Here is a 16,960-nt window from a genome sequence, read left to right as displayed (position 1 = left end):
AAACCATGGCATTCAAAGTTGTTGTGTCTCAAAAAGCTGAAACTCATCAAATTGAAGTGGACGATGCTAAAGCACTCAACGGTTTAGTGATCGGTGATGAATTTGATGGTGGAATTGTTGGCTTAGATGGTTACACTTTAAAAATTACTGGTGGAAGTGACAAAAACGGTTTCACTATGAAAAAAGATGTTTCAGGTACTAGAAGAATCAAAAGCTTATTAACTGGTGGTGTCGGTTATCATCCTAAAGCAGATGGTGTTAAAAGAAGAAAAACCGTAAGAGGAAACACTATTGCTGATGATATCGTACAAATCAACACTGTAGTTACTCAAGCTGGTAGTAAATCAATAGCTGATATTCTTAGTGCTGGTGAAGAAGAGGAAGAATAGTTCTACTATTTTTCTCATTTTACTTTAAGTTGAATTAAAATTATTAAAAAGGTGGTTATCTGTGAACGTACAGTCAGATGTTAACATAGGTTTGGTTGGTCATGTAGACCATGGTAAGACTACTCTTACTAAAGCATTATCAGGAATTTGGACTGATACTCACAGTGAAGAAACAAAAAGAGGTATTTCAATCCGTTTAGGTTATGCGGACATTGAATTCAGAAAATGTCCTGAATGTGATGAGCCTGAATGTTACACTACCTCTGAAAAGTGTGAACACTGTGGAAGCGAAACTGAATTAATCAGAAAAGTGTCTTTTGTAGATGCTCCTGGTCACGAAACTCTTATGGCAACTATGTTATCTGGTGCTGCAATTATGGATGGTGCAGTGTTAGTAATTGCTGCAAATGAGTCTTGTCCACAACCACAAACAAAAGAACATCTCATGGCGCTTGATGTAATCGGCGTTAAGGATGTTATAGTAGTTCAAAACAAAATTGATATTGTTTCAAAAGAAAGAGCTATTGAAAGTTATAATGAAATCAAGGAATTTGTTAAAGGTACTTGTGCAGAAGATGCACTGATAATACCTGTATCTGCTCAACAAGGTGCTAATGTAGATATCCTTATCGAAACTATGCTTAAACAAATCCAGCCACCGGAAAGAAATATTGATGACACTGCATTGATGCATGTAGCTAGGTCATTTGATATTAACAAGCCGGGTTCAGGTGCGGATAAAATCAAAGGCGGAGTAATCGGAGGAACATTGGTTCAAGGTAAATTCAAACTTGGAGACACCATTGAAATCAGACCTGGCCCAACCAACAACGGTAAAAGGGTTACTCTAAAATCAGAGATCATCGGTCTTGAGGCAAATGGTAAGCAAGTTGAAGAAATAGGTCCTGGAGGACTTGTTGGTATTGCAACAAGATTAGACCCATCTTTAACCAAGTCAGATTCTTTATCTGGTACTGTTGCAGGTGAGGAAGGCACTTTGCCTGAAGTATTGGACGCTTTCAGCATGGAAGCTAACTTGCTTGATCGTGTTGTAGGTACTAAAGAAGAACGTGAAGTTGCTCCAATTAAGATTAAAGAACCATTAATGATTAATTGTGGTACTACAACTACTATTGGTGTTGTAACTTCCGCTAAAAAGAATAATGTTGATGTTACTCTTAAATTGCCGGTTTGTGCAAGCCCAGGTGATAGGGTTGCTTTAAGTCGTAGAGTCGGTGCCCGTTGGAGATTAATTGGATATGGTATTATTAAATAGAGGTAAATAAATGGACTCTAAAGAAGTTGTGATCGACACCAATTTTTTTATGGTTCCTTTTCAGTTCAATGTGGATATAATCACTGAACTTGAAAACTTATTACCTTCTTATAAACTAACAACTCCAAGCTTTGTTATCAATGAATTGAAGGGTTTGAAAAATAATAATAAGGGAAAAACAAGGTCGAATGCGAATTTGGCCTTAAAATTAGCTAATTCTTCAAAAGTTGAAATAAAGGATATTTCATTACTTGAAAATGAAACTGTGGATGATGCGTTACTTAGAGTTTCAGAAGTTTTAGCTACTAACGATATTGAACTAAAAAATCGTGCAAAAAATAAAGGAATAACAATCGTATACTTAAGACAAAAAAAATATATTGCTGTTGAAGGTAAAATATAATATTGATTAAACTTATTAAAAGAATGAGGGATTATTTTGTATTATAAAACAAAAATTAAAGATACTGTAAGAATACCACCTTATAGGTTTGAAAATCCTCTCGAAGAAGTTGCTATTCAGACTTTAAACGAAACTTATGAGGGTCGTTTAGATAAGAAACTTGGTTTACTTATTTGTGTTAATGCAATAAACCATATCGGTGAAGGAAAACTTATCATGGGCGATGGTGCTTCTTATCACGATGTTGAATTTGAAGCTATTTTCTTTAAGCCTGAGCAACATGAAATCTTTGATGGTGAAGTAATTGATATAGTTGATTATGGTGCTTTTGTCAGAATTGGACCTATGGATGGTCTGATACACGTTTCACAAGTCACTGACGATTATATTAACTATGATGCTAAAAGAGGAGCTTTAATAGCTAAGGAATCCAACAAGACTTTGGATGTTGGGGACCTGGTTAGAGCCAGAGCAGTTAGCGTTTCCATTAAGGACGAATCTACCAACAATATTGACAATGCAAGGAATTCCAAGATTCCGCTCACAATGAGGCAAAACAATTTAGGTAGATTTGAATGGATTGAAGAAGCAAAACAAAAAAGTAAGAAGGGTAAAGAATGAAAGCTTGTACCGTTTGTAAAATGATTTCAAGTAAAGATCACTGTCCTAGTTGCGGAAATCCAACTTCTGACAATTGGAGCGGTCTTTTGATTATAACTGACCCGGAAGAGTCTAGAGTGGCTAAGGAATTGAACATTGAAATTCCTGGTGAATATTGTTTAAGGGTAAGATAAGGTGTTAATGTGTTACAGCTTGATGCAGAATTAAATGAAGATATAATTATCGAATTGAAAAAGCCATTAGGCAAGTTATATCCTGACTTTGAAGATGCCATTGAGGAAATCAAGTCTTCCGAGTTTTTAATCTCTGTAGGTGATGCAACTTTTGAAAATCTTACCAAATATGAATTATATCCAAATATTGGTATAATTGATAATTTAATTCAAAGAAAAAATCATACTCATGAAGTTATACGTGCTGATCATATATTGAAAGCCGACAATCCTGCTGGATGCATTACTGATGATCTATGGGAAACCATAGGCCAAGCTCTTGAATTATCTAGCAATGGCGAATGCTATGTAATTGAAGTAGCCGGGGAAGAAGATCTTGCAGTTCTTCCTTGCATCATACTGGCAAATCCAGAAACAACCATTTTATATGGTCAACCAAATGAAGGATTAGTGCTTTTGAAAGCTCGTGATTTAAAAAATAAAGCTCAAATGCTTATTGACGGATTTATTGAAATAAATTAAATGAGGTTTTATCATGGAAATCGAATTTATCGAAGAAAAAGAAAACAAATTATTTAACAGAAAAGAAATCAAATTTTACGTTGATTATGATGGAGAAGCAACTCCTAAAGTATTAGACATCAAATCTAAATTAGTTGCTTTATTAAACACTAAAAAAGATTTACTTGTTGTCGACAATGTACAACCTCACTACGGTGAACCTAAAGCATTAGGTTATGCAAAAGTTTACGACACTGTAGATGACTTAAAATACATTGAAACCAAACATGTAATGGCTAAAAACGAAGAACCTGAAGAAGAAGCTCCTGAAGAAGAAGCTGAAGCAGAAGAATAGGTGATTATATGGTAAGAAAATCTGATTTATACGAAGTAGATGGAGACAAAATTGTAAGAAAAAACCAAATTTGTCCTCGTTGTGGTGAAGGTGTATTCATGGCTGACCATGGTGACAGAGTTGCTTGTGGTAAATGCGGATACACTGAAATGAAAAAATAAGATTTTTTAAATCTTTATTTTCTTTTTTTATTTATTTTTAATTTATTTTAATCATTTTTTAGAAGGGATTTTTTTGGATAATATTAGAAATGGTCGTTTTAAAACTGGAATGACTGATGAAGCAGCTGAATACACTTCATCCTTTGATGCTGATAAATTTCTTTTCGAAGCGGATATCAAGACTAATTTTGCACACACTTCCATGCTGAAGCATGAGGGCATTATCGATGCTGAAATTGCAGATAAGATCTTATGCGCTCTTGACAGCCTTAAGGAGGAAGGTTTCGAGGCATTGAAATTCGACGCTTCCGTTGAAGATGTTCATATGGCTATTGAAAATTATGTAACCTCCAAAATCGGACCTGAAGCCGGTTTCATGCATACCGCAAAGTCCCGTAACGATCAGGTTGCATGTGATGTCAGATTGGTATTGCGTGAAATGATTGAAGAGATTCAAATCGGCATTCTTGAATTCATTGAAGGATTGACTGAAATGGCAGGCGAGCACCTTGAAGACGTGTTCATTGGTTTCACTCACCTGCAGCATGCACAGCCAATCACAATCGCTCATCACTTGATGGCTCATGTGCAGGCCCTCAAAAGGGATTATGAACGTTTGGCCGACACTTATAAGCGTGTTAACCTAAACCCATTAGGTTCTGCAGCAATGGCAACCACCAGTTTTCCAATAAACAGGCAATTGACCACTGACTTATTAGGTTTTGACGCTTATCTGGAAAATTCAATGGATGGAGTTTCTGCAAGGGATTTCATCTCAGAAACAGTGTTTGATTTGGTGGCTTTATCATCCACATTGGCTAAAATCTGTGAGGAATTGGTATTGTGGAGCACATATGAATTCGGCGTTATTGAAATGGCCGATGAGTATTCATCAACTTCTTCTATTATGCCTCAAAAGAAAAATCCTGATGTGGCGGAACTCGCTCGTGGTAAGACAAGCATTGCTACAGGGGAGCTCATGACCATCTTGACAATCCTTAAGGCCATTCCATACACTTACAACAGGGACCTGCAGGAAATTACTCCTCATTTATGGAATGCAGTTCAGGTAACCCATGACACATTGTCTATCGTAACCAAAATGATGCTTTCTGTCGAATTCAAGGTTGACAGGTGCGCTGAACTTGCCGGCAAGAACTTTGCAACTGCAACCGATTTGGCTGACATCATGGTTCGCGAAAAGAAGATTCCATTCAGGACAGCACATAAGATTGTGGGAAGAATCGTTAACGAGGCTACTGCAAGTGATATGGCTGAAGAGGACATCACTTCCCAATTTATTGACGACATTGCTGTGGAATTGGGCTTTGATGAGTTGAACTTGGAAGATGAGCTGATCCAAAGGGCTTTAAATCCTCGTGAAAACGTCAGAATCAGAGCGGTTCCAGGTGGACCTGCACCTGAAATGGTTGAAATCGCTCGTGATAATATTAAAGTGTTCTTAAATGATGAGTTTGAAAGGCATGGAATATAACTGGGGATTTTATGAATTTCAATAAAATAATTTTAGCTTTGCTTGTTGTTTTCCTATTGGCTTCAAGCACTTCTATTATTTTTGCTGAAGAGGTTAAGGTTTCAGGCATCTCCTTTGACATTCCTGGAAACTACTCAATCAACAAAACCACTGACGATTCATGTATATTGAAGTATGATGGTTCGGACAATTATACAATTAGCGTCATTCAGGTAGAGTCCTCAAATCCTATCCTGGAGAAAAACAGTCGTTTGTCCTCCGGTTTCACATTCCTGTCTGAGGAAAACTACACTTCAGAAAATGGTTTGGACATTAATCATCAGAATTTCAAGAAAAACGAGTCTTATTTCTCTTTTTACACTTTTGATGAGGGCAATTCATCATACATGATGATTTACACTTTTCCGGTTCATGATAATTTGGACAATCGTACAAATCCTGTTAATGAAATTATTGAATCCATTCAATAATTATATTTTTTTTCAATCAAAAATTGTTTAGGCATACCTAAACTTTATATAGTCTAACGAACAAAATTATAATTGCGGAGGTAATCCTTGATTACTGAAGCATGATGTTGTGAAGTGAGATATTAATAGAAAACTTATTAATTGTTCCTCAATGAATTCAATAAGTAAAGCTCAGCTTCTATTTTTATCTCTACACAACAATCATGACTTTTTTTAAAAAATAAATGTTAAATATTAATTACTTGGTTTTATAAAAACTCCATATTAAGTCAAGTGCCTCGCCGGGTTCCAGTGCTCCTGAACGGGTCTCCCTAAGTATCCTTTGTATGGAGAATTTCTTCATGTATGGGAATTTCCTGTGAACCTCATACAATAGCGGACATCCGAATCCTTTGAATGTCTTTAAATCATAGTTTCCGATTAAGGATTTTATCTCTTGCTTGCCAACACTTAAACTTGCCGGAAGGTTCAATCGATATAATGAATCCTCTTGCAGATTTATGCATTGGCTACCTGTTGCAAGCATATCACCAAAGACAATTATTGGTATTTTGTTATCTTTTGCATATTGCTTAACCAGTTCGGAAGTGTTCTTGGAGCATCTTCCACATGGATGAAGCTTACCTGTAAATGATTCGGAAATAACCTCAGAGTAATCCGCACTGATATACTCATGAGTGATATCAAGAGATTCGGTAATCAACTTGATGTTTTCCTTGAATTGCTTCGGCAGGATGATGGTTCCCGGATCAACTGTAACAGCAACAGGATTGAAACCCAATTTCTTTGCTAAAATAAGTGAAAAACTGCTGTCAACACCACCTGACAGTGCAACAACAGCTTCAGTATCTGAAGATTCTTCAAATTCATTCTTCTTAAAGTAATCATCAAAATTAAAACTGTAAATGTTGTCCAACTTGTTTTCAATGGTTATTTTCAGGTTTTCAAGACCCACTGAATTCAAGTCAAGATTCTCAACAGTCTTTTTAGATAATTTTAATTTATATTCCTTGTTCAGGAAGTCCCCATAGGACTCAACATGTATACTTTCAAGGCCAAGCCTTTCCCTGAGCTTTCCGACAACCCATCCACCCTTTCCGATGATTGCGGATTTGTCGGGACGGTCCTCGGTTATTATCCACAGTTCATTGGTGTCCTCATTGAAGTACATCTCCTCAATGAAAATGTTGACCTTGTCATGGCCAATCTCATCTCTGATTCCGTTGACCTCATCCAGAATGAATTCCTTAGTATACATCAATATTAATTATGGCTCAACTACTTTAAATAATAATCTTTTCAGGAGTTTAACTTCCTCATCAGTCATTTTTGATGTAACGTTTTTCTCCCAATTGCCAATGAATTCAAAAAGCTCATCTGTTTTTTCCATCCCCTTGTCAGTCAACTCAACAATCTTTTTGCGCCTGTTTGATGGATCCTCGCATCTTGTGATGTAACCGTTGTCCTCGAATTTCCTCAATAGTTTGGCGGTGTATCCCTCACTGACCTTGAACAGTTCCACCAGTTCCTTTTGTGTTGTCTTGCCTTTGAATCTGATCCTAATAAGGAATGGAATTTCTGAACGTTTAATATCGGTTTCTTCTAGTTCCTCTTTCAAGTATCTGCCATAATTTGCTATCATTTCCTCAACATAATGGTAGATGAAGATGTTTTCAGTGTTTTCCTGTGTGAATTGAGATGGAAGTGTCATTTTCAAGCCTCAATTTTGTATCTGTTGGTTCTGGTAAATAACAGTATCAAGTCAATAATCATTACTGCAATGGCTGCAAGCATCACATACTGAACGCCCATTCCCGCAACGACCGCTCCGGCAATTGTGGTTCCTAGGGTAACGCCGACATTTCCCATGCTCAGGAATATTCCATTTGCAAATTCAGGTGCATCAGGTGCTGCGGACACCATCCAGTACTGTGAGATATCATTACCGATACCTGCAAGCAATCCCCAGAATACCATTAGAACTATTATTGGTATTTTAATGCCGCTTAAAGTAAACATTCCAATCATCAGTATGGAAAATATTATTGGAAATGTCAAAACGGTAAGGTTTGTTTTACTGTTGAGCAGCTTGGCTCCGGCCCAATTTCCAACGATTGAAGCTACACCATATATGAACAGCACTATGCTCAGCTCTGTTCCAAAAATGCCTGTCATTGTGTTTAAAAACTCGGAAATGTATGAGTATGCGGTGTACATTCCTCCATTTAAAAATATGACTCCCAAAATTGATATTATGAACACTCCTGTTGTTGCCACCTTCACCTGGTTTCCGTAGGATTGCTCTTTTCCAGGTAATGTGGGGAAGAATATTATTGTAGCTATTAAGGCAATGAATGTAACAAGGCTGAACCAGAGCATTGAATACTGGTATCCGAGGTTTGTTGCAACGAATGTGGTGATTGGCACACCAATGATCATTCCTGCGGACACTCCCATGATGACCTTGCTCACAGCATCCTGTGCCTTTTCAGGGGATACGATTTCAGCAGCGACTGTCAATGCCAAACCGCAGTATATAGGATGGAATATTGCAGGGATGACTCTGCAGATTAGTGCAATGTTGAAATCGGTCACGAATGCTCCGATTGTGGAGAATACTGTGAACACTGCCAAAACAAGGATGAAACTTTTCTTTCGGTCGAACCTTGAGAATACCAATGGCATGAATATTCCGCAAATTGCGATTGTAAGTGCGAACAGGCTCACGAAGAGTCCTGCCTGTGTAATGTCAACGTGGAAGTATTGCGCTATTTGGGGAAGTATTCCAACAACTCCCATTTCGGTACTTAATACTCCAAAAGTACCCAACATCATGATGTAAATTATTAAGTTTTCATTTTTCATGTTAATCTCCAAACACTTTCAATAGATAACTCTTTCATAAGGAAAGATTTATATATAGTAATTTTCAATTTATTATTATATAAAACTTTAGGTGAAAATTATGGAATATGTAAAATTATCAAACGGTGTTGAAGTGCCCCAACTTGGATTTGGAGTATTTCAAATACTGCCGAATGAAACCAAGGATGCAGTTTCAAAAGCGATTGAAGAAGGATACAGACACTTTGACACAGCACAGGCATACATGAATGAGGAAGGAGTGGGTCAAGCAATTGCAGAAAGCGGAATTGACCGTGATGAATTCTTCATAACCACAAAGGTATGGCATTCCCATCATGGATATGAGCAAACCAAAAAAGCCTGTGAGGAATCATTGAAGAAATTACAGACAGACTACATTGACTTATATTTAATCCATCAAAACATCGGTGACGTGTTCGGAACATGGAGAGCAATGGAAGAGCTATACGAGGAAGGAAAGGTAAAAGCGATTGGAGTATGCAACTTTACCGAAACCAGATTCACAAACCTTGCCATCCACAGCAAGATAAAACCAATGGTGAATCAAATAGAAATCAACCCATTCTACCAGCAGCAAGGAACAGAAGACTTCCACGCAAAATTTGGAACCCTGATTGAATCATGGGGGCCACTTGCAGAGGGAAGAAACGGAATATTCAAAAACCCACTTTTAGCTGAAATAGGTGAAAAATACGGAAAATCAGTGGCACAGGTAATCATAAGATGGATCATTCAAAGGGGAATAATAGTATTTCCAAAATCCACAAAACCTGAAAGAATGGAAGAGAACTTCAACGTTTTCGATTTTGAACTAAGCGATGAGGACATGGAAAAGATTAAAGAACTTGAAACCGGTGAGCCAATAGCATACATTGACACACCAGAATTTGTAGAATCAATCTCACAATTTGGGGTATAATTATGAATTTCGATTTAAATCACAATAAGGAAGTAGTTGTGCTTTTAGGCGCAGGAGACATGGGACTTGCAATAATCAAAAGAATCTCAGCAGGAAAGAAAATACTGCTTGCAGACATCAACGAGGAAAAGCTGGTGACCCTCAAGCATGACTTGACCTATTCAGGATATGACGTTGAAACACAGGTTACAAATGCAATGGATCTTGACTCAATCAAGGCACTGGCCGAAAAGGCAGCATCACTCGGTCCAGTAATGTATTTCATTGACACAGCAGGAGCATCACCAAACCAGGCAAACCCACAGCACATCATTGACCTGGACTTGATTGGAACATCCTATGCAGTGGATGAGTTCGGAAAAGTGATGGCAAGAGGAGGAGCAGGATTAATCATATCCTCAATGACAGGTTACATGCCGTCTCCTCTCACAAAAGAGGATGAGCATCTTCTCAGGGTAACACCAACCGATGAGCTGAAAGACCTGGATTGTCTAAAAGAGGATGTTATTGTAAACTCTGGAGTGGCATATGTTGTCTCCAAAAGAGCAAACCAATTGAGAGTGCAATACGCTTCAGCAGACTCCTGGGCTGAAAGAGGTGCAAGAATAAACACAATCAGCCCAGGAATCATCGTAACACCATTGGCTTATGATGAATTTGAAGCAAACGGCGAAGGATACCAGGCAATGATTGATGTCTGCGGTGCCAAAAGGGTTGGAACCTCAGATGAAATTGCATTTGCCAGTGAATTCTTATTATCCGAAAAGGCTGGTTTCATCACAGGAATTGACCTTCTCATTGACGGCGGTACAATCGCTGCCATCAACAGTGGAAAAATGGATATTCAAATCCAATAATTTTTCCATTAACTTTTTCTATTTTTAACTATAAATATTATTGTAACATATTTTTTGGAGATTATTTTTATGCAATATCGTGAACTGGGAAACACCGGCATCAAGGTATCAGAAATAGCCTTTGGTGCAGAATTTTTAGTTGAAAGACCTTATGAAGACACTGAGGAACTCATCAAGGCATGTGAAGCTAATGGAATTAACTTTGTGGACTGCTGGATGAGTGAACCTGACGTGCGCTCACACCTGGGCAAGGCCATAAAGCCTAATCGTGAAAACTGGGTCATTCAAGGCCACATCGGTGCCACATGGCAAAACAACCAGTATGTAAGAACCCGTGAAATGGATAAGGTGATTCCAGCCTTTGAAGACTTTATGGAACGTTTCCAGCTGGATGTGCTTGACTTTGGAATGATCCATTATGTCGACCAAATGGAAGACTATGAGGAAATCATGAACGGACCGTTCATTGAATATGTCCGCAAGCTGAAAGAGGAAGGAACAATCGCACACATAGGATTCAGTACACACAATCCTGAAATCGGATTGTTAGCTGCAAAAAATCCCGAAATTGAACTTCTGATGTTTTCAATAAATCCTGCATTTGACATGTTCGGCGTGATGGATGACATTGAGGAGTACAGAAAGGATGATGCATATGATGATGAGTTTTCAAGCTTGAATCCTATCAGGGCGGAATTGTATGAAACCTGTGAGAAAAACGGAACAGCACTCACAGTGATGAAAGGATTTGCAGGAGGTAATCTCCTGTCTGATGAAACCTCACCTTTCGGTGTTGCACTTACTCCCGTTCAATGCATACATTACTGCCTGGAGCAGAAAGGTGTTGACAGCATCTTTGTAGGGGTCAAGACAGTTTCAGAACTGGAGGAATCACTTAAATACTGTGATGCAACCGAAGCCGAAAAGGATTATGCAAGCGTTTTAAGGAATGCTCCAAAACACTCATTTGACGGTCAGTGCACATATTGCGGACACTGCGCACCATGTACCAGTGAAATCGATATTGCAATGGTTAACAAACTATTTGACTTGGCCAAAAATCAGGATGAAGTGCCGGCAAGCATCCAGGAGCATTATAACAATCTAAAATACAATGCTACCGACTGTATAGCATGCGGAGACTGCGAGCCACGCTGTCCATTCAATGTCCATATTGTTGATGTGATGCTTGACGCACAGGACCTGTTCGGGTTTTAGGTGATTAGATGCATTACTTGACTCTGAACAATGGCGTAAAAATGCCGATTTTAGGTTTTGGAACATATCAAATTCCACCAGAGGAAACAAAACAGACAGTTCTGGATGCAATTGATGTTGGATACAGATTAATAGATACTGCTCAAAGCTATTTAAATGAAAAAGAAGTCGGTGAGGCCATTGCAGAGTGTGGCATACCAAGAGAAGAGCTGTTCATCACAACAAAGGTATGGATAGAAAATTACGCTTATGATAAATGCAGGGCTTCCGTTTTAGAGTCCATGGAAAAATTAGGACTGGACTACATTGACCTCGTGTTGCTGCACCAGCCGTTTTCAGATTACTACGGTGCTTACCGTGCTTTAGAGGACTTGTATGAAGAGGGATTAATCAGAGCCATTGGTGTTTCAAACTTTTATCAGGACAGATTAACAGATATCTGCTTATTTGGACGCAAAATAATTCCTGCAGTCAATCAGGTTGAAACCAATCCATTCCATGCACAATACCTCGCTCAGGCGAACATGGAGAAAAACGGTGTTCAAATGTCTGCATGGGCTCCATTTGGAGGGGGAATGCAAGGGATGTTTGCCAACGAAACATTGGTTAAAATTGGTGAAAAGAATAATAAGACTCCCGCACAGGTGATTCTTCGATGGCTTATAGAGAGAAGTGTTGTGGTCCTGTGCAAATCCACTAATAAGGAAAGGATGGCTGAAAATATTGACGTGTTTGACTTTGCATTGGATGAGGAGGATATGCTTGAAATAATGAGCTTGGATAAATCAGAAAGCATGTTCTTTGACCATACTGATCCTGAAATGGTGGAATGGTTTGATGAGGTGGTTGAAGTTAAAAAATCATGAAATATTATAAGGATGGAAAGTTATCAAGGTTCAATTTCATACCTTTTTCATCATATAATGCCTTGATTGCTTCTTTTCCATGTAATAGATTAGGGTCCTTTGCTTGCTTTCTTATTTTATCAATGGCTTTAGGATTTCTTATTTTTTTTCTGCAAGCATACTCAATGTTTTGTTTTGTCATATTTATACTCCGTTTCTCCTAATTGTAATTTTCTTTCCATTGAATTCATCATTAAATGTTATTTTTGGCAAATAGTTTACGGCACTATTATCAATATTTCTATTCTGAAAATATTTCATTCCACTCAATTGGGATGCCCATCATTTTGAATAAATAATAAACTCCTTCTTTTCCGGTGATTATATTGGGGTCATCCATTCTTGCTGCTGCTTTTTTAAATACTTCTGGGTCAGTTATACGTTTTTTACATCCATAGTCAGCAATTTTTTCAGTCATATGAATACTCCCTTTCAGTTAATTGTATTCTACTTTCATTTTTATTATTTATATAATTTTTTAATAAATTTCCGTACTCATTGTCTATTTTATCATTTTTTTCATCTTCTTTTTTGTCTTTATTACTATAATAATCCAATGTCATATTAAATAGTAAGTTTGAGTTGATTTTTAGTTCAAATGTTAATTTTTCATCTTTTATTTTGGCTTTCAGTATCCATAATTTGTTATACCCTGCAATCAACTCATAGTCTTCCCATTCTCTTGAAAAAATTCCAAAATTCTTGTCGGAAGGTGGGGTATACATGTCTTTAGTATGGTTATGGATTGAGGCTATTTTCTTTCCCTTAAATTCATCATCATCAAATGTTATTTTAACATTGATTCCACTGCCTATCGTACATTTGACTATCTCTCCAGTTACATAATCAAAGATGATTAATATTTCATAATCTAAATCAATTGTTTTTCTTATGAATTCATCAACAAGATTAAATGCTTCATCACTGAATTCGGAAGGTAAATCGTCCCTTCTTATAATGGATTTGCATTTAATTTCTAATTCCATGTATTTTCTTAAGTCGGTATTTTGATTTCCATTAATCATGATGGTTAAAAAGTTCAATATCATTAGCACTATTTTTTTAAATTTCATGGATTTAATTTAGTTTTAATATAATATAAATTATTATTTTCAGATTAAATCAATAAATATTTATTTGATGGATTTTTAAAAGCAATTTTATAAGTATATTATAATTTCACATGATTAAAGCAATTTTTCAAGGCCAAGTGAATAGTTTAATATAAGTTTTATAACAAATATCTTACTTGATTATTATGGCGTATGAAATTAAAAACAAAAAGAACATATCAACAATTGGCGTCCATGCCGGTCAAGAGGATGTTGACGAGACCGGTTCAAGGGTGACACCGATTTATCAAACTACTTCTTATGTATTCGACTCTCCTGAACAAGCTGCAAACCGCTTTGCACTTAAAGAGGGAGGAAACATTTACACAAGATTAAACAACCCTACAACTGAAGCCTTTGAAAAAAGAATGGCTGCAATCGAGGGCGGAACCGCCGCATATGCAACCGCATCAGGTATGGCTGCAATCTTTTATGCAATCATCAACCTGACACGAGTGGGAGACAATATCGTTTCAGCTGACAATCTCTATGGTGGAACATATGAGCTTTTTGAAAACACATTGGAAGAGTTGGGACGTACTGTAACATTTGTCGACTCACAGTCACCTGATGAGTTCGAAGCAGCTATTGATGAGAGAACCCGTGCAATCTATGTTGAATCAATTGGAAATCCAAAACTGGACATTCCTGATTTCGATAAACTAGCTGAAATTGCACATTCACATGACATTCCATTGATTGCCGATAACACTGTAGGAATAGGTTCCGTAAGGCCATTTGACCATGGGGCAGACATCATCGCTTCATCAGCAACCAAATACATTGGAGGTCATGGTACCACTCTTGGTGGTATTGTCATTGAAAAGGGAGACTTTGACTGGATGAACGGCAAGTTCCCAACATTGTCCGAACCGGATGAAACCTATAACGGATTGGTATTTGCAGAAACATTCGGCGAAGCCGCATTCACCACAAGGCTCAGGACAGTTGTCGGAAGAGACACAGGTGCAATTCCTTCCCCGTTCGGATCATTCCTGTTACTGCAGGGACTTGAAACCCTCGGATTGAGGATAGAAAGGCACGCTTCAAATGCAATGGCTGTCGCTGAACACCTTGAAGCCCATCCTAAGGTTGCCTGGGTAACATATTCAGGTCTTGAATCCTCACCAAACCATGAAGTTGCTAAAAAATATGCTGAAAAGGGTTATGGTGGAATCGTTTCATTTGGACTTAAGGCAGGTTATGACGGTGCATTGAAATTCATTGAAAACGTTGAGCTGATTTCATTTTTAGCAAACATCGGTGATGCAAAGTCATTGGTGACCCACCCTGCATCCACAACACATTCCCAATTGACTGAGGAGCAGCAACTCTCAACAGGTGTTACTCCTGACCTCATCAGGTTCTCTGTTGGTATTGAGGATATTGAGGACATTCTGGCTGATGTGGACCAGGCTCTGGATAAGATTTAATCAAATCTTATTTTTTTCTTTTTTTCACTTTTATCTAAATGGTGCAAAAATACCATGACCTCTGTCTGGTGTAATCACAGCAACATTGGCTGTTTCGATAGTCATGAAACATATTAATGGTGAATTTGACAGGTTGTAAACTTGGTGAAAAAGAATAAGAAAAATTAGTTAACTATTCTTTTTGCAAATTCTTGAGCGTTTCTCAAGTCCTCATCATTAGGATGTCCTCTGTGGACAAACTTGAAAGCTCCACGGCAATGGAACTCGTTATCGCTCATTTTTAATCCTTGAGCTTCAACTTTTGACTTGACCTGTTTGTAGGTTGACTCGATAAGTGCTGCTGATGAGAAGTTTACGACCTCACCGACATTAACGTTAATGTTTTCAATGAATTCCTCGATTTGTCTGCTGATTCCGGCAGCATAGACTGCGCTTCCTAAAAATAGGATGTCAACGTCTTCGGTTAAAGGTTCATCAACGGTTTTTGCCTCGACATTGATTGCACTGCCGATTGCTTCTGCCAATTTTTTTGTATTTCCAGTTTTAGTGTAATATCTGATTGCTACTTTCATTAAATCACGTCCTTTTAATTAAGTTTAACTTGTTTGAATATAAATCTTTTGTTAGGTAAGGTTTAAGTTACTTATTCCTTTTTATATTATTTTCAACTAATTGTTTCTTATGAAAAGTATTTTTGATAAATGCAAGTTTGGGGATTTAACACTTAAAAGCAGAATAATCCGAACAGGTTTATGGGAATCCCAGCAATGCGATTTGGATGCAATATATGAAAGATATGAAAAAATAGCGTCAAGCGGTGTTGGATTAATCACATCAGAGCTGTATTCACTCTATCCAAAGGATAAGTTCACAGAGCATTCATTCAAGATGGACAACATCAATTTCATGACAATGGCAAGGAAACTGGCTGAAATCACTCACAGCTATGATGTTCCTATTTTGGGTCAGGTCGAGTTCATCAAGTTCAACAGGGGAATAGACCTTGACATTGCTGTCAATGACTTGACAATAGAGGATATCCGCAAGATCCAATCAGACATAATTGAAGCGGCCCAGAAGCTTCAGGTTGCAGGATTTGACGGCATACAATTGTCCGTTGGAAACAACTTTTTCCTCTCAAAGTTCATCAACCCATACTACAACCAAAGGGATGACGATTACGGCGGCAATGTCTTTAACCGCATGAGAATGGTCCTGGAGCTGGTTAAGGTGATGAAGGACAATCTGGACCTGCATGTTTCAGTCAAGGTAAACACATTTGATGAGAGAAAGGACGGTTTTGATGCAAATGAAAGTCTTGAAGCCTGCAAGTTGCTTGAAAAGGTTGGTGTTGATTCAATACAGATTACAAGGCCACTTTCACCATTGTACTTTACAAAGAAACTGTCCGGTGAAGATGAACTGGTCGATTATGCAACAAAACTGATCGATTCTGTTGATGTGCCTGTCATTGTCGGCGGAGGATTTGACAATATGATGCATATGAACGAACTTTTAAACAACACTAACATTGAGTTTCTGTCAATGTACAGGCCATTTGTCTCCCAAGGGGATTTCCTTAAGCAATGGGAAGCTAATGGAGAGGGAGAATCTAGATGCCTGAAGTGCAATAACTGCTATAGGACCAAGACCAGCACATGTTATCACTTTGATTAAAACAAGTAAATATTGTTATTCCATGAATAAAGTATGTTTAATTTTTTATTTTTAGTTTAAATAAAAAGTTGTCCGAAGATATAAAATTGTCCTCATTTCCAAGCGAAAT

At 37.7% G+C, this 16,960-nt stretch carries 23 protein-coding genes; 16 read left to right on the top strand and 7 right to left on the bottom strand.

Features of this window, described 5'->3' with window-relative positions; translation table 11 throughout:
- The first annotated feature begins 5 nt into the window (after window positions 1-5).
- From E7Z78_RS00530 to E7Z78_RS00485, 10 genes are all read left to right on the top strand, one after another.
- On the top strand, window positions 6-389 hold the full coding sequence (locus tag E7Z78_RS00530) for a 30S ribosomal protein S6e (RefSeq protein ID WP_303723225.1): 384 nt from the start codon (window positions 6-8) through the stop codon (window positions 387-389).
- Window positions 390-450: 61 nt separating this feature from the next.
- The gene (locus tag E7Z78_RS00525; RefSeq protein WP_303723224.1) at window positions 451-1,665 is read left to right on the top strand and encodes a translation initiation factor IF-2 subunit gamma; all 1,215 of its coding nucleotides are present in this window, start codon (window positions 451-453) and stop codon (window positions 1,663-1,665) included.
- Between the two features lie 10 nt (window positions 1,666-1,675).
- The gene (locus E7Z78_RS00520) at window positions 1,676-2,068 is read left to right on the top strand and encodes a PIN domain-containing protein (protein WP_303723223.1); all 393 of its coding nucleotides are present in this window, start codon (window positions 1,676-1,678) and stop codon (window positions 2,066-2,068) included.
- Between the two features lie 36 nt (window positions 2,069-2,104).
- On the top strand, window positions 2,105-2,689 hold the full coding sequence (locus tag E7Z78_RS00515; RefSeq protein ID WP_303723222.1) for a DNA-directed RNA polymerase: 585 nt from the start codon (window positions 2,105-2,107) through the stop codon (window positions 2,687-2,689).
- Window positions 2,686-2,862, top strand: a complete 177-nt coding sequence (gene spt4, locus E7Z78_RS00510; protein ID WP_116591153.1) for a transcription elongation factor subunit Spt4 — start codon at window positions 2,686-2,688, stop codon at window positions 2,860-2,862. The genes E7Z78_RS00515 and spt4 overlap by 4 nt, the downstream gene beginning before the upstream one ends.
- Before the next feature lie 9 nt (window positions 2,863-2,871).
- Window positions 2,872-3,384 (top strand): GTP-dependent dephospho-CoA kinase family protein, encoded by a 513-nt coding sequence (locus tag E7Z78_RS00505; RefSeq protein ID WP_303723221.1) that lies wholly within the window; start codon window positions 2,872-2,874, stop codon window positions 3,382-3,384.
- Between the two features lie 13 nt (window positions 3,385-3,397).
- Window positions 3,398-3,718 carry a 30S ribosomal protein S24e gene (locus E7Z78_RS00500; protein ID WP_303723220.1) on the top strand — a complete coding sequence of 107 codons (321 nt, stop codon included), beginning with the start codon at window positions 3,398-3,400 and terminating at the stop codon, window positions 3,716-3,718.
- Between the two features lie 8 nt (window positions 3,719-3,726).
- Window positions 3,727-3,879: a 30S ribosomal protein S27ae gene (locus E7Z78_RS00495; RefSeq protein WP_067042875.1), complete on the top strand. Its 153-nt coding sequence runs from the start codon at window positions 3,727-3,729 to the stop codon at window positions 3,877-3,879.
- A 73-nt stretch (window positions 3,880-3,952) separates the two neighbouring features.
- The gene (argH, locus tag E7Z78_RS00490; protein WP_303723219.1) at window positions 3,953-5,374 is read left to right on the top strand and encodes an argininosuccinate lyase; all 1,422 of its coding nucleotides are present in this window, start codon (window positions 3,953-3,955) and stop codon (window positions 5,372-5,374) included.
- Window positions 5,375-5,385: 11 nt separating this feature from the next.
- Entirely contained in the window at window positions 5,386-5,844 is a 459-nt protein-coding gene (locus E7Z78_RS00485; protein ID WP_303723218.1) for a hypothetical protein, read from the top strand.
- 238 nt (window positions 5,845-6,082) lie between these two features.
- On the opposite strand, the gene E7Z78_RS00480 is transcribed toward E7Z78_RS00485, so the two are convergent.
- The 3 genes from E7Z78_RS00480 to E7Z78_RS00470 are packed head-to-tail and all read right to left on the bottom strand — an operon-like array spanning window position 6,083 to window position 8,709.
- Entirely contained in the window at window positions 6,083-7,102 is a 1,020-nt protein-coding gene (locus tag E7Z78_RS00480; protein WP_303723217.1) for a 7-cyano-7-deazaguanine synthase, read from the bottom strand.
- A 9-nt stretch (window positions 7,103-7,111) separates the two neighbouring features.
- Window positions 7,112-7,555, bottom strand: a complete 444-nt coding sequence (locus tag E7Z78_RS00475; RefSeq protein WP_303723216.1) for a MarR family winged helix-turn-helix transcriptional regulator — start codon at window positions 7,553-7,555, stop codon at window positions 7,112-7,114.
- Between the two features lie 2 nt (window positions 7,556-7,557).
- Window positions 7,558-8,709 carry an MFS transporter gene (locus E7Z78_RS00470; protein WP_303723215.1) on the bottom strand — a complete coding sequence of 384 codons (1,152 nt, stop codon included), beginning with the start codon at window positions 8,707-8,709 and terminating at the stop codon, window positions 7,558-7,560.
- A 100-nt stretch (window positions 8,710-8,809) separates the two neighbouring features.
- Between E7Z78_RS00470 and E7Z78_RS00465 the strand changes: the two genes are divergently transcribed.
- The 4 genes from E7Z78_RS00465 to E7Z78_RS00450 all read left to right on the top strand — a co-directional run bounded on the left by E7Z78_RS00465 (window position 8,810) and on the right by E7Z78_RS00450 (window position 12,590).
- Window positions 8,810-9,649 carry an aldo/keto reductase gene (locus E7Z78_RS00465; RefSeq protein ID WP_303723214.1) on the top strand — a complete coding sequence of 280 codons (840 nt, stop codon included), beginning with the start codon at window positions 8,810-8,812 and terminating at the stop codon, window positions 9,647-9,649.
- Between the two features lie 2 nt (window positions 9,650-9,651).
- Window positions 9,652-10,506, top strand: a complete 855-nt coding sequence (locus E7Z78_RS00460; protein ID WP_303723213.1) for an SDR family oxidoreductase — start codon at window positions 9,652-9,654, stop codon at window positions 10,504-10,506.
- Window positions 10,507-10,575: 69 nt separating this feature from the next.
- Window positions 10,576-11,724 (top strand): aldo/keto reductase, encoded by a 1,149-nt coding sequence (locus E7Z78_RS00455; protein ID WP_303723212.1) that lies wholly within the window; start codon window positions 10,576-10,578, stop codon window positions 11,722-11,724.
- Window positions 11,725-11,732: 8 nt separating this feature from the next.
- Window positions 11,733-12,590 (top strand): aldo/keto reductase, encoded by an 858-nt coding sequence (locus E7Z78_RS00450; RefSeq protein WP_303723211.1) that lies wholly within the window; start codon window positions 11,733-11,735, stop codon window positions 12,588-12,590.
- Between the two features lie 4 nt (window positions 12,591-12,594).
- Here the strand turns inward: E7Z78_RS00450 and E7Z78_RS00445 are convergent, their stop codons facing one another.
- The 3 genes from E7Z78_RS00445 to E7Z78_RS00435 form a co-directional block, all read right to left on the bottom strand.
- A complete protein-coding gene (locus tag E7Z78_RS00445; protein WP_303723210.1) occupies window positions 12,595-12,771 on the bottom strand; it encodes a hypothetical protein in 177 nt (58 codons plus the stop codon).
- Between the two features lie 99 nt (window positions 12,772-12,870).
- On the bottom strand, window positions 12,871-13,047 hold the full coding sequence (locus E7Z78_RS00440) for a hypothetical protein (protein ID WP_303723209.1): 177 nt from the start codon (window positions 13,045-13,047) through the stop codon (window positions 12,871-12,873).
- Window positions 13,040-13,702 (bottom strand): hypothetical protein, encoded by a 663-nt coding sequence (locus E7Z78_RS00435; protein WP_303723208.1) that lies wholly within the window; start codon window positions 13,700-13,702, stop codon window positions 13,040-13,042. Before E7Z78_RS00435 ends, E7Z78_RS00440 begins: the two co-directional genes overlap by 8 nt.
- Window positions 13,703-13,887: 185 nt before the next feature.
- Here E7Z78_RS00435 and E7Z78_RS00430 point away from each other — a divergent pair, with 185 nt between their 5' ends.
- On the top strand, window positions 13,888-15,174 hold the full coding sequence (locus tag E7Z78_RS00430; RefSeq protein ID WP_303723207.1) for an O-acetylhomoserine aminocarboxypropyltransferase/cysteine synthase family protein: 1,287 nt from the start codon (window positions 13,888-13,890) through the stop codon (window positions 15,172-15,174).
- A gap of 164 nt (window positions 15,175-15,338) precedes the next feature.
- On the opposite strand, the gene E7Z78_RS00425 is transcribed toward E7Z78_RS00430, so the two are convergent.
- Window positions 15,339-15,746, bottom strand: a complete 408-nt coding sequence (locus E7Z78_RS00425; RefSeq protein WP_303723206.1) for a flavodoxin family protein — start codon at window positions 15,744-15,746, stop codon at window positions 15,339-15,341.
- Window positions 15,747-15,855: 109 nt separating this feature from the next.
- On the opposite strand from E7Z78_RS00425, the gene E7Z78_RS00420 reads away from it, so the two are divergent.
- Window positions 15,856-16,851, top strand: coding sequence for a tRNA-dihydrouridine synthase (locus E7Z78_RS00420; protein ID WP_303723205.1), 996 nt, complete (start codon window positions 15,856-15,858; stop codon window positions 16,849-16,851).
- Window positions 16,852-16,960 lie beyond the last annotated feature (109 nt).

Origin of the sequence: Methanobrevibacter thaueri (assembly GCF_015062915.1) — an archaeon.
In the GTDB taxonomy this organism is placed as follows: Archaea; Methanobacteriota; Methanobacteria; order Methanobacteriales; family Methanobacteriaceae; genus Methanocatella; species Methanocatella thaueri_B.
This window is presented reverse-complemented; position numbering and strand designations above follow the sequence as displayed.

Coding starts and splice junctions, on each gene's coding strand:
- E7Z78_RS00530 (WP_303723225.1), top strand. CDS start 6: ATGGCATTCAAAGTTGTTGTGTCTCAAAAAGCTGAAACTCATCAAATT.
- E7Z78_RS00520 (WP_303723223.1), top strand. CDS start 1,676: ATGGACTCTAAAGAAGTTGTGATCGACACCAATTTTTTTATGGTTCCT.
- spt4 (WP_116591153.1), top strand. CDS start 2,686: ATGAAAGCTTGTACCGTTTGTAAAATGATTTCAAGTAAAGATCACTGT.
- E7Z78_RS00500 (WP_303723220.1), top strand. CDS start 3,398: ATGGAAATCGAATTTATCGAAGAAAAAGAAAACAAATTATTTAACAGA.
- E7Z78_RS00495 (WP_067042875.1), top strand. CDS start 3,727: ATGGTAAGAAAATCTGATTTATACGAAGTAGATGGAGACAAAATTGTA.
- E7Z78_RS00485 (WP_303723218.1), top strand. CDS start 5,386: ATGAATTTCAATAAAATAATTTTAGCTTTGCTTGTTGTTTTCCTATTG.
- E7Z78_RS00480 (WP_303723217.1), bottom strand. CDS start 7,102: ATGTATACTAAGGAATTCATTCTGGATGAGGTCAACGGAATCAGAGAT.
- E7Z78_RS00475 (WP_303723216.1), bottom strand. CDS start 7,555: ATGACACTTCCATCTCAATTCACACAGGAAAACACTGAAAACATCTTC.
- E7Z78_RS00470 (WP_303723215.1), bottom strand. CDS start 8,709: ATGAAAAATGAAAACTTAATAATTTACATCATGATGTTGGGTACTTTT.
- E7Z78_RS00465 (WP_303723214.1), top strand. CDS start 8,810: ATGGAATATGTAAAATTATCAAACGGTGTTGAAGTGCCCCAACTTGGA.
- E7Z78_RS00460 (WP_303723213.1), top strand. CDS start 9,652: ATGAATTTCGATTTAAATCACAATAAGGAAGTAGTTGTGCTTTTAGGC.
- E7Z78_RS00455 (WP_303723212.1), top strand. CDS start 10,576: ATGCAATATCGTGAACTGGGAAACACCGGCATCAAGGTATCAGAAATA.
- E7Z78_RS00450 (WP_303723211.1), top strand. CDS start 11,733: ATGCATTACTTGACTCTGAACAATGGCGTAAAAATGCCGATTTTAGGT.
- E7Z78_RS00445 (WP_303723210.1), bottom strand. CDS start 12,771: ATGACAAAACAAAACATTGAGTATGCTTGCAGAAAAAAAATAAGAAAT.
- E7Z78_RS00440 (WP_303723209.1), bottom strand. CDS start 13,047: ATGACTGAAAAAATTGCTGACTATGGATGTAAAAAACGTATAACTGAC.
- E7Z78_RS00435 (WP_303723208.1), bottom strand. CDS start 13,702: ATGAAATTTAAAAAAATAGTGCTAATGATATTGAACTTTTTAACCATC.
- E7Z78_RS00430 (WP_303723207.1), top strand. CDS start 13,888: ATGGCGTATGAAATTAAAAACAAAAAGAACATATCAACAATTGGCGTC.
- E7Z78_RS00425 (WP_303723206.1), bottom strand. CDS start 15,746: ATGAAAGTAGCAATCAGATATTACACTAAAACTGGAAATACAAAAAAA.
- E7Z78_RS00420 (WP_303723205.1), top strand. CDS start 15,856: ATGAAAAGTATTTTTGATAAATGCAAGTTTGGGGATTTAACACTTAAA.